This window comes from Streptomyces sp. NPDC101393, assembly GCF_044767385.1.
Lineage (GTDB): Bacteria > Actinomycetota > Actinomycetes > Streptomycetales > Streptomycetaceae > Streptomyces.
In genome coordinates, this window is record NZ_JBIWNU010000006.1 from 550369 (window position 1) to 564528 (window position 14160).

At 72.3% G+C, this 14160-nt stretch carries 12 protein-coding genes; 7 read left to right on the forward strand and 5 right to left on the reverse strand.

Annotated features, from left to right (window positions below; translation table 11 throughout):
- The first annotated feature begins 101 nt into the window (after positions 1–101).
- Complete coding sequence (locus ACIRQ7_RS22110) at positions 102–905, forward strand: carbon-nitrogen hydrolase family protein (protein WP_404264547.1); 804 nt, start codon at positions 102–104, stop codon at positions 903–905.
- Complete coding sequence (locus ACIRQ7_RS22115; RefSeq protein WP_404264548.1) at positions 902–1255, forward strand: cupin domain-containing protein; 354 nt, start codon at positions 902–904, stop codon at positions 1253–1255. The genes ACIRQ7_RS22110 and ACIRQ7_RS22115 overlap by 4 nt, the downstream gene beginning before the upstream one ends.
- Before the next feature lie 64 nt (positions 1256–1319).
- Here the strand turns inward: ACIRQ7_RS22115 and ACIRQ7_RS22120 are convergent, their stop codons facing one another.
- Positions 1320–1946, reverse strand: coding sequence for a GntR family transcriptional regulator (locus ACIRQ7_RS22120; RefSeq protein WP_404264549.1), 627 nt, complete (start codon positions 1944–1946; stop codon positions 1320–1322).
- A 143-nt stretch (positions 1947–2089) separates the two neighbouring features.
- Entirely contained in the window at positions 2090–2926 is an 837-nt protein-coding gene (locus ACIRQ7_RS22125; RefSeq protein WP_404264550.1) for a (2Fe-2S)-binding protein, read from the reverse strand.
- A gap of 129 nt (positions 2927–3055) precedes the next feature.
- Between ACIRQ7_RS22125 and ACIRQ7_RS22130 the strand changes: the two genes are divergently transcribed.
- On the forward strand, positions 3056–3886 hold the full coding sequence (locus ACIRQ7_RS22130; protein WP_404264551.1) for a GntR family transcriptional regulator: 831 nt from the start codon (positions 3056–3058) through the stop codon (positions 3884–3886).
- 45 nt (positions 3887–3931) lie between these two features.
- On the opposite strand, the gene ACIRQ7_RS22135 is transcribed toward ACIRQ7_RS22130, so the two are convergent.
- The 3 genes from ACIRQ7_RS22135 to ACIRQ7_RS22145 form a co-directional block, all read right to left on the reverse strand.
- The gene (locus ACIRQ7_RS22135; RefSeq protein WP_404264552.1) at positions 3932–4807 is read right to left on the reverse strand and encodes a hypothetical protein; all 876 of its coding nucleotides are present in this window, start codon (positions 4805–4807) and stop codon (positions 3932–3934) included.
- A gap of 583 nt (positions 4808–5390) precedes the next feature.
- Complete coding sequence (locus ACIRQ7_RS22140) at positions 5391–6239, reverse strand: hypothetical protein (RefSeq protein ID WP_404264589.1); 849 nt, start codon at positions 6237–6239, stop codon at positions 5391–5393.
- Positions 6240–6603: 364 nt separating this feature from the next.
- Positions 6604–8268: a PucR family transcriptional regulator gene (locus ACIRQ7_RS22145; RefSeq protein WP_403672345.1), complete on the reverse strand. Its 1665-nt coding sequence runs from the start codon at positions 8266–8268 to the stop codon at positions 6604–6606.
- Between the two features lie 268 nt (positions 8269–8536).
- Here ACIRQ7_RS22145 and ACIRQ7_RS22150 point away from each other — a divergent pair, with 268 nt between their 5' ends.
- The 4 genes from ACIRQ7_RS22150 (at position 8537) to ACIRQ7_RS22165 (ending at position 14143) form a co-directional block, all read left to right on the forward strand.
- The gene (locus tag ACIRQ7_RS22150; protein WP_401470462.1) at positions 8537–9436 is read left to right on the forward strand and encodes an FAD binding domain-containing protein; all 900 of its coding nucleotides are present in this window, start codon (positions 8537–8539) and stop codon (positions 9434–9436) included.
- Positions 9427–10035, forward strand: a complete 609-nt coding sequence (locus ACIRQ7_RS22155) for a (2Fe-2S)-binding protein (protein WP_401470459.1) — start codon at positions 9427–9429, stop codon at positions 10033–10035. The genes ACIRQ7_RS22150 and ACIRQ7_RS22155 overlap by 10 nt, the downstream gene beginning before the upstream one ends.
- Positions 10036–10040: 5 nt before the next feature.
- On the forward strand, positions 10041–12425 hold the full coding sequence (locus ACIRQ7_RS22160) for a xanthine dehydrogenase family protein molybdopterin-binding subunit (RefSeq protein WP_404264553.1): 2385 nt from the start codon (positions 10041–10043) through the stop codon (positions 12423–12425).
- Positions 12426–12685: 260 nt separating this feature from the next.
- Positions 12686–14143, forward strand: a complete 1458-nt coding sequence (locus ACIRQ7_RS22165; protein ID WP_404264554.1) for an NCS2 family permease — start codon at positions 12686–12688, stop codon at positions 14141–14143.
- The last annotated feature ends 17 nt before the right edge of the window (positions 14144–14160 follow it).

Sequence of the window (14160 nt, forward strand, 5' to 3'; positions counted from 1 at the left end):
GGGAGACCTCGGCGCCCGCAGCCCGCCGCCAAGGCCCCGGCACCCCCTCTCCCGCACACCATCCCCGGCACCCGAATCCCGTCACAGAAAGGCCGTACCGCGTGCGTATCGCGCTGAGTCAGCTGACCACCGGACCCGACCCCGAGAAGAACCTCCGTCTCGTCGAGGAGTGGACGTCGCGCGCGGCGGAGGCAGGTGCCCGCGTCGTGGTGTTCCCCGAGGCGTCCATGGCCTGCTTCGGGACCCCCTTGGGCGATGTCGCCGAACCCCTGGACGGCCCGTGGGCCGAGGCGGTGCGGGACATCGCCGATGCGGCGGGCATCGTCGTGGTGGCCGGCATGTTCACCCCCGCCCCCGGTGGCCGGGTCACCAACACCCTGCTGGCGACGGGGCCCGGCGTGGAGGCCGCGTACGACAAGATCCACCTCTATGACGCCTTCGGCTTCGCCGAGTCGAAGACGGTCGCCGCGGGGTCGGAGGTCGTCACCATCGACGTGGACGGCGTACGCCTGGGGCTGGCCACCTGCTACGACGTCCGCTTCCCTGAGCTGTTCCGGGCCCATGCCGACGCGGGGGCGGTGGCGACGCTGCTGGCGGCCTCCTGGGGCGCCGGTCCGGGCAAGCTCGACCAGTGGGAGCTGCTGGTGCGGGCCCGGTCCCTGGACGCGACGCTGTGGGTCGCGGCCGTCGGCCAGGCCGATCCCGCCGCCGCGGGTGCCGAGGTCCGGGGGACCGCGCCGACCGGCATCGGACACAGCAGGGTGGTGGGCCCGGACGGGACCGTGCGGCACCGTCTGGACGCGGAGCCGGGGCTTCTCGTGGCCGATGTGGACGTGGACGAAGTGCCGGCGGTCCGGGAGAAGATCTCGGTGCTCGCCAACCGCCGTCTGGAGTCCCCACGATGAGCAAACCGGAGCTGGAATTCCACCTCCACACCGGCCCCTGGGCGGCGCCGGAGGGCGCGGCGCCCGGGGTGGCCGAGCGGGTACTGGCCGAGGACGCGAGCGGAGGGTGCCGCACGGTCCTGCAGCGCTGGGATTTGGGCACCGACACCTCCGGCCGAGGCGTCGCACGGCACGAGTTCTGGGAAGAGGTGTACATCCTCGAAGGCGCCCTGCACGACCTGACCCTCGACGAGACCTTTGGCCGGGGCGCGTATGCCTGCCGCCCGCCGGGGATGCCGCACGGCCCGTGGACCGCGGCGGAGGGCGTCACCATGCTGGTGATCACCTATCCGGGGAGCGCACCGGGATGAGCCGGGAGGGGGCGGGCCGTAGCCGCCCCCTCCGCCACCGTCGTTCACCTCGCCCGGTGCGCCGCTAACCGGTGAGCAGCACCTTCAGCGTGGACCCCAGATGGTTGTCGATCGCCAGGCACGCGGCGGCCGCGTCACCGGCCGCGAGGGCGTCCAGAATCGCCTGGTGCTCATGGAGCACCGCTTCCTGGCGGCCCTGCTGGGTGTACAGCGCGACCACGCCGGCGCGGACCTGCCGGCTGCGCAGACCGTCGTAGTGCCGGTCGAGCAGTGCGTTGCCGACGGCCGACACCAGCGTCGAGTGGAAGAGGTGGTCCACCGCGATGAACTCTTTGGCCTGGTCGGGGCCGCTCAGTCCGGCCTGCCGGTCCAGCAGCTCGGTGAGCTCGCGTACCGGGGGGCGTCCCGAGGTCAGGACCTGCTCCGCCGCGTACCGCTCGACGATCCCGCGCAGCTCCATCAGCTCCGAGATCTCCCGGCCCGACAGCGGTGCCACCCGCGCACCGCGCTTGGGCACCAGCTGCACCAGGTCCTCCGCGGCGAGCAGCAGCAGGGCCTCCCTGATCGGTGTGCGCGAGACCCCGATCCGATCGGCGATGTCCTGTTCGGAGAGGAATTCCCCCTGCATCGCCGGGTCCGTCAGTACCGTTTCCTTGAGGTACGCGTACGCCTTCTCCCGACCGGACGCCACCACTACCCCCCTCGTATACAGCTTGTATACGGAAGCTACCACGAGGCGGGCGGCCGCAGGAGTGTTCCGGCGGGACTTGGCTGACGGGCCGGGGAGGGGAAGCGCGCGCCCAGGAGCGTCCGGGCACGGCGCGGTCGCGCGGATCAGGCGGTGGCGGTGAGGCGGGTGACGCGCTCCGCGTCGCAGGTGCGCGGGCAGGTGACGCAGGTGTCCTCGGGGCGCAGCGTGTAGAACATGCAGCAGCTCGCCCGGTCCCGGGTCGGCAGCGCCTCGCCGTTGGGCCCGGTCAGTTCGCGGAAGGCCGCGCTGCCCACATAGGGGGCGGTGGCGCCCGGCAGCAGCCGCTCCAGCTCGGCCACCGCGCGCGGCTCCTCGCCCAGCAGGTGCCCGAGGTACCACAGGCCCTCGGTGATCTCGTCCGACGCCATGCCCCACAGGGCCCGCGGCCCGCGCCGCACCCGGCTGCGGAAGCCCTCCAGTACGGGCCCGAGGTGCTCGGCCACCGACGCCCGCACCTCGGCGCGCAGCGCCTCCTCGTCGGGCACGATCCGGGCGCCGGGCAGCGCCGCCGCCGGATCGCCGGGAAGACACGCGAAGGAGCGGACCCGGACGGCCATCCGGCCCAGCTCCCGCTGGAAGGAGACGTCCTGCACGGGCAGCCGCGGCACCCGGCGGTGCAGGAACCAGGGGATGGTGATCAGCAGGCAGGCGGGCCAGGCGTAGCGGTGCAGCGCGAAGCTCGCGATGACGTCGGGCCGGGCGCGCTGTCCGTAGTCCCGCACGATCTGCGCGTCGTCCCAGGCGAGAAAGGTGTCGAGGATCTCGCCGCCGGTGGCGAGGGCGGCCGCGGACACCCAGCCGTCACCGCTGGGCAGCGCCTCCCCCTGGGTCACCCGCAGGCCGGGAAAGACCTCGGAAAGCCGGGCGTACGCGGCGTCGAAGGGCTGGAGGAGCGGAGGGGTGGCGAGGGCAGGAGTCATGCGGAGACCACCGAATCGCGATCGTTAGCAGGTAAGGCTTACCTTATCTGAACGGGTTACCCAGTGGTACCCGGGTTTGAACTGGCGCCGCCGCCGCCTAAGGTGCTCGGGACGTCAGGAGGAACCGCCATGGAGCAGGGCAGAGCGGAACAGCAGCCGCACCCCCGGGCCTGGCTGCCCGCACCGGCCGGCTCCGCGGCCGGCTCCGCCGTGCCGCAGGCCGGATCGGGCCGCGGAGACCATGAGCGTGCCACGGCCGACCCGGACGTGCCGGCAGCGGCGCACCGGCCCGCCGAGACCCTCACGGCCGCCGGAATGCCGTCCGTGCCCCGGCAGCCGCAGCGCCACTCCGTACGCGGCCAGATCCTGACGGCGCTGCGCAACGCCCTCATCGCCGGTGAGCTGACACCCGGCGAGGTCTACTCCGCGCCCGCCCTCGCCGAGTGCTACGGCGTCTCCGCGACCCCCGTACGCGAGGCCATGCAGCAACTGGCGGCCGAAGGCGCGGTCGAGGTCGCCCCCAACCGCGGCTTCCGGGTCGCCGAGCGCAGCGCCCGCGACCTCGCCGAACTCGCCGAAGTCCGCACCATGTTGGAGGTGCCCGCGGTCATCCGGCTGGCCAGGGCGCTGCCGCCGGAGCGCTGGGAGGAGCTGCGCCCGCTCGCCGCGGCAGGCGTCGCGGCCGCCGCGCACGGCGACCGGGTCGGCTACGCCGAGGCGGACCACGCCTTCCACCACGCGCTGCTGTCCTTCACCGGCAACCGCCGGCTGACCCAGGTCGCCGACGACCTGCTGCGCCGCACCCAGTGGTCGGCCGGCGGTCCCCGGCTGCGCACCGCCGATCTGCTGGCGGACGCCTCGGAGCACACGGCGCTCCTGGACGCCCTCCTCGCCCAGGAGTACGCCGTCGCCGAGCGCATCGCGCGCGAACACCTGTCGGTCGCCCGTCACCCGCACTGACGGGCCGTCACCAACAGTGCGGTGTGCGGGGGCCGGCGGGCAGGATCAGCCGGGGAACAGCTGCGACAGCGGCAGCGCCGCGACATCGGCGGCGGGCCGGGAGAGATACAGGTCGGCGTGGTAGAAACCGTCGGCTTCCTTGCCGGCGGTGGACAGGCCGTGGCCGGCCAGCGCGGTGAACGCCGCCCGCCGCTCCTCGCCGTCCGCGAACCGCCGCTGCCGGAACGTACGGGTGCTCAGCTTCTCGGTCACCAGGCCCGCGCGGGCCAGCAGCGCGGAGACCGGGCGGTAGGAGACCGTCCGCAGCACGAACGCCGCGACCCACGGCGGCGACGACACACAGTCGAAGAGGTGCGCGAAGGTGCGCGCGGTGATGTAGCCGACGCCGCCGGTCACGGTGATCAGGTCGATGTCGGCCAGCGCCTTCCGCAGGTCCGCGCTCGGCTCGTCGTGCTCCAGGTTCTCCGCGAAGCCGCGGTCGAGCAGCCCGACCCGCTCCCCGTAGCCGACCGCGTGCTCCGCCGCGTCGAGGCCGATCACCCGGCAGGCTTCGGGGCGCCGCCGGGTGGCGAAGAACGTACGGTCCTCCTCGGCGAGTTGGTGGGGCTGCGGCGCCCCTGGGCCGTGCGCGGTGTAGCGGTCGTAGAGATCGCTGAGGTCCAGCCGGTGGTTGAGCAGCGCGGCGTTCACCCCGTATGAGCAGCACAGGTCGATGACGCCGAGCGGCGGACGGTCGGCCCGGCGCCGCTGCAACGCGTCGGTCACGGCGCGGAACACCGCCTGGCCGTGATGGGGTATCTGGTACTCCAGGGGTTGCAGGGTGGTGAAATACCGCTGGGGATCAGGGCAGTTGTAGATCGCCTCGAAATCTGCCTTGCCCCAGTCGGATGCGGCGGTGCTGTCGGTGATTTCCGTTGCCACGGATGGCCTCCTGAAGGCGCTGTCAAGGGGTGGGGCCCGCCGGCCCCGGACAAGGATCCAGGCCGGATGGCCGGCTGGCAGTGCGACTTGCGGCCATTCTCGGGGCGCGTGGGACATGCTCGCGCGCCGTGCTCCCGCGTCATTCGCCGGGTGTCCCACCTCCCCGTTCGCCTGCCGAGGGGCGGTGCGGGGGCCATCGGACGGCCCGGCCGGGCGGCTCCCCGGGCCCGCCCCGTGACCGGATAGCGGCTGATGGGATCGCTGCCCGCTCCGGCCCGGCCGGAGCGCCGGGCCTGTCCCTCCGACCCCGCGGCTGCCCCGCCCGGCCCGGCCGATCCGGCCCCGTGGCCGGCGATTTTCGGCCAACCAGCACAGAGGCCCGCATGGCCGACGGTGAGGGGTTGACGGGACGGCGGGGGTGAGGGGGTGTCCCGCCGGCGGGCGGGGGCGGCCGCAGGGGCGGGGTGCGGAGGGCGGTGACGGGCGCCCACGGCGGACGGCCGGCGGGGATTCCCGCCGGCCGTCCGCCGTGCGCGTGCGCTTCGTCCGTGCGCTCCGTGGCGCTCCGTCCCGTGTGCGGGCCTCAGGTGGCCGGCCGGGGCGTCGAGAGGTGGTCGGCGAGCCAGGTCGGGACACCGCCCATCAGTCGGAACAGCCGGGCGGCCTCGGCGCGCAGCCGGGGTGCGTCGGTGTCCGGGGCGGCGTCGGCGAGCGCGGCGAGCGCCGGTGCGGTACCGACGAGGAAGCCCAACTCCTCGCGGATCCGCAGCGATTCGGCGAAGCCGTGCCGGGCCTCCGTCAACTCGCCGTCCCGCAGCGCGAGTCCGGCCAGATGCCGCCAGGTGAACGACAGCAGCAGGACGTCGCCCTGGGCGGTGGCGCCGGCGTGCGCGCGGCGGTAGGCGGCCCGCGCCGAGTCCGGGCTGTCGGCGACGTGTTCGGCCATCAGGCCGCGGCGGAAGTCCAGCAGGGGGCGGCCGGATGCCGCCGGAGCGAGCAGCGCGGCGGCCCGGCCGAGCGCCGAGCGTGCCTCGTCGGCCCGGTCGCGTACGCCCAAGACCGTTGCGGCGTAGGCGAGATGGCCGCGTTCGCAGGCCGCGCCGCCCCGTTCGTCGTCGCTGTGCGCCAGCGCCTCGGCGGTGCGCAGCGCGTCCTCGGCCGTCGCCCAGCCGGTGGCCGTGAACATGCAGCGCTCCACCAGGAGCGCCGCGCGGCGCAGGGCGGAGGGGGCGTGATGGACGGAGTGCGGTTCCAGTAGTGCGGCCGCGTCGTCCCAACAGCCCCGGGAGCGAAGGCGCCAGACGGCGCGGTCGAGCGGATCGTCCCCCACGGCCCCTCCGGCCGCCGGTACCACGGGTGCGAGTGCCTGCGCCGGCACCGATACCGCTTCCGTGGACCTGATGGAGTCCGCGGAATCCGCGGACCCTGACATGGCGGTATCCGCCACATTGCCCTCCCCGAGCGCGCCATTGAGCTGGAACTGGATGCAGTGGGCGAATCTCAGCACGAATTCCGTCGTGCACCAAGGGGGTAGGTGAATGATTTCACAATCACCCGCGGGCCGGTCCCGTTGCGCTGACCGGCGCCGATCGGCTGTGCCGCAGCGCCTCCCGGCCGCCCGGCGGCCCCAGGAGATTGGCGGGATGACGCCCATTCGGGTTACCCCGAACGGGGGAGTGCACTGGGGCGGATCGGGCGCGTGGGACGAGAGTGGGCGGTGGGTCCGCACGGGCGGCGCGGGGCGGACGGCGACGGGATCCGCAGCCGCCGCCCACCGGGCCGGCGCACCGCCGCCGTCAGCTGATCCGCAGCGCCAGGAAGAAGTCGAGCTTGTCCTCCAGACGGGACAGGTCCCGGCCGGTGAGCTGCTCGATCCGGCCCACCCGATAGCGGAGGGTGTTCACATGCAGATGCAGCCGGGCCGCACAGCGCGTCCAGGAGCCGTCGCAGTCCAGGAACGCCTCCAGAGTCGGGATCAGCTCGGCCCGGTGCCGGCGGTCGTAGTCCCGCAGCGGGTCCAGGAGGCGGGCGGTGAAGGCCCGGCGGACGTCGTCCGGCACGAACGGCAGCAGCAGGACGTGCGAGGCCAGCTCCTCGTGGCCGGCCGCGCAGACCCGGCCGGGGCGCGCGGCGGCGACCCGGCGGGCGTGCCGTGCCTCCTCCAGCGCGCCGCGCAGCCCCTCGGCGGAGTGCACGGCGGCGCTGACACCGACCGTGAGGCGGCCGTCGTCCGCGAGACCGCGGCTGAGCGGCTCCTGGAAGACGGTGAGCATCTCGTCGGCGTGCAGACCGGTGGCCGAGGCGTCCCCGGAGTCGTCCGGGACGGCGGGCAGCGGCACCAGCGCCACCGCCTCGTCGCCGGTGTGTGCCACGGCGATCCGGTCGGAGGGCTCCGGGCCGAACGTGCCCGGGTCGACGAGCACCTCCTCCAGCAGGGCCTGGGCCACCGGGCCGCCCGGTACGTCGCCGCCGTCCCACTCGACCCTGGCGACCACGATCTGCCAGTGCGGGGCGGCGCCCAGACCGGGCAGCAGCACCGGCGCCGCCACCCGCAGCCGGGCCGCGATCTCGGCGGGCGGCGCCCCGGTCTGCACCAGCTCCAGCACCTCCTGGGCGAGCCGCCTGCGCACTGTACGGGCGGCGTCGCGGCGGTCGCGCTCGACGGCGATCAGCTGGGTGACGCCGTGCAGCAGGTCGAGGCGCTCCTCGGGCCAGTCGCCGGCGTCCGCCTCGACGGCCAGCAGCCAGTCCGAGAGCAGCGTCTCGCGCAGGTCACGGCGGTCGTGGCGGATCGGGAACAGGGAGTAGGTGGCCCCGCCGAGGGTGACGCGGTGCGGGCCGCGGCGGCCGGCGCGGGAGGCGGCCAGATGCTCGCCGGCGAGCCGGGCGGCGAGCTCGGCGGGCAGCTCGGGGCCGGAGCCCGCGAGGCTGGAGCCGGCGATCTGCCGGCCGGTGGGGGAGAGCACCCAGGCCCGCAGGTCCAGGTCGGAGCCGAGCAGGTCCAGGACCACCTCGGGGCCGCCGCCGGTGGGGCCGGACGTCATCAGGCGGCGGTGGCGGTCCACCACGGCGGCCAGATCGCCGGCCCGCTCGCTGGAGACCTGGCGGACGACGTATTCGGTGATCGAGGCGAACGAGACGTCCTCGACGACGGAGAACAGCGGCAGCCGGTGCCGTACGCAGGCCTCCACCAGGTCCTCGGGGACCGAGCCGAGCTCGGCCTCGCCCGCGGCGAGCCCGGCGACGCCGGCGCCCGCCAGGATGCGGATGAAGCGTTCGGAGTCCTCCGGCTCGCGCCGCCAGGCCAGGCCGGTCAGGACCAGTTCACCGCCGGAGAGATAGCGGCTCGGATCGCGCAGGTCGGTGGTCATCACGCCGCGTACGGTGCGGTCCAGCTCGTCCTCGCCCCCGAGCAGATGTAGGCCCAGGGAGTCGGTGTCCAGGAGTGCGCGGAGCCGCATGACCTCGCCCGCCGTTCTTTGCTGTCTTGTGTTGCCGGTGGAATGCCGCGAGGTTTTCACACCCCGTCTTTCGTTCGAATCTACAAGACCGGCACCTTGGCCAGCCAACCGCTTCATGGTTTCGGTGACTGCACCGGGTGGGCCCAGGGCGCGTTCACTTGCCCCATCCGCATGAACAAGACATGAACGGCTCGATGGCGACGAGGGCCCGAGGTCCTCACCATGAGCAGCGAACGACCCGATTTCGTAAAAGCAGAAGAGGCCACCCATGGACTTCCTTCGCCCCGCCAGCTGGGAGGAGGCGCTCGCCGCTAAGGCCGAGCACCCCACCGCTGTGCCCATCGCGGGCGGCACGGACGTGATGGTCGAGATCAACTTCGACCACCGCCGCCCCGAGTACCTGCTCGACCTGAACCGTATCGGTGACCTGAACGAGTGGGAGGTCGGCGAGAAGACCGTGCGCCTGGGCGCCTCCGTTCCGTACAGCCAGATCATGGAGCACCTGCGGACCGAGCTGCCGGGCCTGGCGTTGGCCTCGCACACCGTCGCCTCCCCGCAGATCCGCAACCGCGGCGGCGTCGGCGGCAACCTCGGCACCGCCTCCCCGGCCGGTGACGCGCACCCCGCGCTGCTGTCCTCCGGCGGTGAGGTGGAGGTCGAGTCGGTACGCGGCGTCCGCATGATCCCGATCGACGACTTCTACCTCGGCGTCAAGCGCAACGCGATGGAGGCCGACGAGCTGATCCGCGCGGTGCATCTGCCCAAGGCCGACGGCCCGCAGCAGTTCTCCAAGGTCGGCACGCGTAACGCCATGGTCATCGCCGTCTGCGCGTTCGGCATGGCCCTGCACCCCGAGACCCGCACCGTACGGACCGGCATCGGTTCCGCCGCTCCCACCCCCGTACGGGCCCGCGCCGCCGAGGACTTCCTCGCCGCCGCGCTGGACGAGGGCGGCTTCTGGGAATCCGGCGCGTCCATCCCGACGTCCGTCGCGAAGCAGTTCGCGCAGCTCGCCACCGGGGCCTGCAACCCGATCGACGACGTGCGCGGCAGCGCCAAGTACCGCCGGCACGCGGTCGGCATCATGGCGCGCCGCACCCTCGGCTGGACCTGGGAGTCCTACCGCGGTAATGCCCATGGCACCAAGGGAGGCGCACAGTGCGCGTGAACTTCACCGTCAACGGCCGTCAGCAAGAGGCCGACGACGTCTGGGAAGGCGAGAGCCTGCTGTACGTCCTCCGTGAGCGGATGGGCCTGCCGGGCTCCAAGAACGCCTGTGAGCAGGGCGAATGCGGATCCTGCACGGTCCGTCTGGACGGTGTGCCGGTCTGTTCCTGTCTCGTCGCCGCGGGCCAGGTCGAGGGCCGCGAGGTCGTGACGGTCGAGGGCCTGGCGGACTTCGCCAAGCAGCGTGCCGAGCACGGCGGCTGCGCCTCCGGGGCCTGCGGCTCCGCCGGTACGACGGTGGACGCCGCCCAGCGCTGGCAGGCCAAGCCCGGCGACGCGCAGCCCGCCGGGGCCGGCGAACTCTCGCCGATCCAGCAGGCGTTCATCGACGCCGGGGCGGTCCAGTGCGGTTTCTGCACCCCGGGCCTGCTCGTCGCAGCCGACGAACTGCTGGAGCGCAACGACTCCCCGTCGGACGCCGACATCCGTGAGGCGCTGTCGGGCAACCTCTGCCGCTGCACGGGCTACGAAAAGATCCTCGACGCGGTCCGGCTGGCGGCCGCCCGCGGCGATTCGCAGACCGCCGGACAGGGGGCCTGACCGCCATGGGAGTCACCCGTACACCCACCGACCTCACGCAGGGCGGCAAGACCAAGGCCGGGATCGGCGAGTCGACGCTGCGGCCCGACGGCACCCTCAAGGTGACCGGCGAGTTCGCGTACTCCTCGGACATGTGGCACGAGGACATGCTGTGGGGCTTCACGCTGCGCTCCACCGTCGCGCACGCCGAGATCAGGTCGATCGACACCTCCGAGGCGCTCGCCACCTCCGGCGTCTACGCCGTCCTGACCTACGACGACCTGCCCACCGACGTGAAGAACTACGGCCTGGAGATCCAGGACACGCCGGTTCTCGCGCACGGCAAGGTCCGTCATCACGGTGAGCCGGTGGCGATCGTCGCCGCCGACCACCCGGAGACCGCCCGCCGCGCGGCCGCCAAGATCAAGATCGACTACGCCGAGCTGCCGCTCGTCACGGACGAGGCCTCCGCGACCGCCGAGGGCGCGCCGCTGATCCACGAGAACCGCGACGACCACCACTCCGGTCACGTACCGCACCCCAACATCGTGCACCGCCAGCCGATCGTGCGCGGCGACGCCGACAAGGCCGCCGAGCGCGCCGACGTCATCGTCTCCGGCGAGTACGTCTTCGGCATGCAGGACCAGGCCTTCCTCGGCCCGGAGTCCGGCCTCGCGGTGCCCTCCGAGGACGGCGGCGTCGACCTGTACGTCGCCACCCAGTGGCTGCACTCCGACCTGCGCCAGATCGCCCCCGTCCTCGGACTGCCCGAGGACAAGGTGCGGATGACGCTCTCCGGCGTCGGCGGCGCGTTCGGCGGCCGCGAGGACCTGTCGATGCAGATCCACTCCTGCCTCCTGGCGCTGCGCACCGGCAAGCCCGTCAAGATCGTCTACAACCGGTTCGAGTCCTTCTTCGGGCACGTCCACCGGCACCCGGCGAAGCTCTGGTACGAGCACGGCGCCACCAAGGACGGCAAGCTCACGCACATGAAGTGCCGCATCGTGCTGGACGGCGGCGCCTACGCGTCCGCCTCCCCGGCCGTCGTCGGCAACGCCTCGTCCCTGTCGGTCGGCCCGTACATCGTCGAGGACGTCGACATCGAGGCCATCGCGCTCTATTCCAACAACCCGCCCTGCGGTGCGATGCGCGGCTTCGGCGCCGTCCAGGCGTGCTTCGCCTACGAGGCGCAGATGGACAAGCTCGCCGCGAAGCTGGAGATGGACCCGGTCGCGTTCCGGCAGCTCAACGCCATGGAACAGGGCACCCTGCTGCCGACCGGACAGCCCGTCGAGTCGCCGGCCCCGGTCGCCGAACTCCTGCGCCGCGTCAAGGCGATGCCGCTTCCGCCCGAGCAGCAGTGGCTGTCGGCCGGTGAGAGCGCGGACGTCCGCGCGCTGCCCGGCGGACTGTCCAACACCACGCACGGCGAGGACGTCGTCCGCGGCATCGGCTACGCCGTCGGCATCAAGAACGTCGGCTTCTCCGAGGGCTTCGACGACTACTCCACCGCCCGGGTGCGGATGGAGGTGGTGGCCGGCGTACCGGTCGCGACCGTGCACACCGCGATGGCGGAGGTCGGCCAGGGCGGTATCACCGTGCACGCCCAGATCGCCCGTACGGAGCTGGGCGTCGAGCAGGTCACCATCCACCCCGCCGACACCCAGGTCGGCTCCGCCGGCTCCACCTCCGCCTCCCGGCAGACGTACATGACCGGCGGCGCGGTGAAGAACACCTGCGAGAGCGTGCGCGAGAAGGTCCTGGAGATCGGCCGCGCCAAGTTCGGCACGTACCACCCCGCGTGGGCCACCGCCGAACTGCTGCTGGAGGGCGGCAAGGTCGTCACCGACGGCGGCGAGGTGCTCGCCGATCTGGTGGACGTCCTCGAAGGCGAGGCGGTCGACCTGGAGCTGGAGTTCCGCCACCGCCCCACCGAGGCGTTCGACCTGGAGACCGGTCAGGGCCACGGCCACGTCCAGTACTCGTTCGCCGCGCACCGCGCGGTCGTCGAGGTGGACACCGGCCTCGGTCTGGTCAAGGTCATCGAGCTGGCCTGCGCCCAGGACGTCGGCAAGGCGCTCAACCCGCTGTCCGTCGTCGGTCAGATCCAGGGTGGTACCACCCAGGGCCTGGGCGTGGCGGTCATGGAGGAGATCATCGTCGACCCCAAGACCGCGAAGGTACGCAACCCGTCCTTCACGGACTACCTCATCCCCACCATCCTCGACACCCCGACGATCCCCGTCGATGTGCTCGAACTCGCCGACGACGCCGCCCCCTACGGGCTGCGCGGCATCGGCGAGGCCCCCACCCTGTCGTCCACTCCGGCCGTCCTCGCGGCGATCCGGAACGCGACCGGACTGGAACTCACCAAGACGCCGGTACGCCCCGAGCACCTCACCGGCACCTGATCCGCCCGGGGGGCGACCCCCGGGCCACCGGCCTCCGGGCGGTGGGTGTCAGGGGTGTCCCTGTCCGTCCTCCTCCGCACACCGCCCGGAGCTCCCTCTCGTACCACCGTAGTTACGCACCACCGCAGTCGCTGCGGGACCCACACCCCGCCAGCACCCCACCGTTCGTCTCGGGCCGTCCCCCGGGTCGTGCAGCCGAAGATTCGTCCCAAATCTCGCCATGTCGCGAGGGCCCCTGTGAACCTTGGGAGTCAGGCACCATGACCCAGCAGTCCATCCAGCAAGAGACCACGGCGGACGACGCCGGCGAGGGCACCCGCCAGCCCGCCGGCAGATCGTGGCTCGACCGCTACTTCCACATATCCAAGCGGGGGTCGACGGTCTCCCGAGAGGTCCGCGGCGGCATCACCACCTTCATGGCGATGTGTTACATCCTTCTGCTCAACCCGTTGATCCTCTCGACACCGGACGTCGACAAGAACACCCTGGCGCACGCCGGTGTGGTCACCGCGACGGCGCTCGGTGCGGCGGTCTGTACGCTGCTGATGGGATTCATCGGCAAGGTGCCGCTCGCCCTGGCGGCCGGGCTCAATGTCTCGGCGGCCCTGACGACCCAGGTCGTCCCCAACATGACGTGGCCGCAGGCCATGGGCATGTGCGTGATGTACGGCGTCGTCATCATGCTCCTGGTGGTCACCGGCCTCCGCGAGATGATCATGAACGCCATCCCGCTGGCGCTCAAGCACGCGATCACCATGGGCATCGGCATGTTCGTCGCCCTGCTCGGCTTGGTGAAGGCCGGCTTCGTGGGCAAGAGCGAGGGCGGACCCGTCCAGCTCGGCCTCACCGGGCAGCTGTCCGGCTGGCCCGTCCTGTTCTTCGCCGTCACCCTGCTGCTGATCTTCATGCTGCAGGCCCGCAAGGTCCCCGGCGCCATCCTCATCGGCATCGTCGTCGGCAGTGTGCTGTCCATCGTCGTCACCAAGGTCGGCGGACTGACCGACAAGGACTGGGGCGGTGCCCCGCCCGAGCTGCACGGCAGCGCCGTGTCGACACCCGACTTCAGCCTCTTCGGCCATGTCGAATTCGGTGGCTGGGGCTCGATCGGCGCGCTCAGCGTCGGAATGATCGTCTTCACCCTGGTGCTGGCCGGCTTCTTCGACGCGATGGCCACCATCATCGGCGTCGGCACCGAGGCCAAGCTGGCCGACGACAAGGGCCGGATGCCCGGACTGTCCAAGGCGCTGTTCGTGGACGGCGCGGGCGGTGCGATCGGCGGTGTCACCGGCGGCTCCGGTCAGACCGTGTTCATCGAGTCGGCGAGCGGTGTCGGTGAGGGTGCCCGTACGGGCCTGTCCGCCGTCATCACCGGCCTGTTCTTCGCGGCCTGCCTCTTCTTCACCCCGCTCACCCAGCTCGTACCGGCCCAGGTCGCCTCGGCCGCCCTCGTCGTCATCGGCTCGATGATGATGAGCGCCGCCAAGCACGTGGACTGGAGCGACCGTTCGGTCTCCATCCCGGTCTTCCTGACCGTGGCCCTGATGCCCTTCACCTACAACATCACCGCGGGCGTCGGCGCCGGCGTCATCGCCTACACGGCCATCAAGGCGGCCCAGGGCAAGTGGCGCGACGTCGGGGGCTTCATGTGGGTGCTGAGCTTCATCTTCCTCATCTACTTCTCGCTCAACCCGATCGAGCAGTGGCTGGGCGTCAAGTAACAGCCCGCCCGCTCCAC

Coding starts and splice junctions, on each gene's coding strand:
- ACIRQ7_RS22115 (WP_404264548.1), top strand. CDS start 902: ATGAGCAAACCGGAGCTGGAATTCCACCTCCACACCGGCCCCTGGGCG.
- ACIRQ7_RS22125 (WP_404264550.1), bottom strand. CDS start 2,926: ATGACTCCTGCCCTCGCCACCCCTCCGCTCCTCCAGCCCTTCGACGCC.
- ACIRQ7_RS22130 (WP_404264551.1), top strand. CDS start 3,056: ATGGAGCAGGGCAGAGCGGAACAGCAGCCGCACCCCCGGGCCTGGCTG.
- ACIRQ7_RS22140 (WP_404264589.1), bottom strand. CDS start 6,239: ATGTCAGGGTCCGCGGATTCCGCGGACTCCATCAGGTCCACGGAAGCG.
- ACIRQ7_RS22145 (WP_403672345.1), bottom strand. CDS start 8,268: ATGCGGCTCCGCGCACTCCTGGACACCGACTCCCTGGGCCTACATCTG.
- ACIRQ7_RS22150 (WP_401470462.1), top strand. CDS start 8,537: ATGGACTTCCTTCGCCCCGCCAGCTGGGAGGAGGCGCTCGCCGCTAAG.
- ACIRQ7_RS22160 (WP_404264553.1), top strand. CDS start 10,041: ATGGGAGTCACCCGTACACCCACCGACCTCACGCAGGGCGGCAAGACC.
- ACIRQ7_RS22165 (WP_404264554.1), top strand. CDS start 12,686: ATGACCCAGCAGTCCATCCAGCAAGAGACCACGGCGGACGACGCCGGC.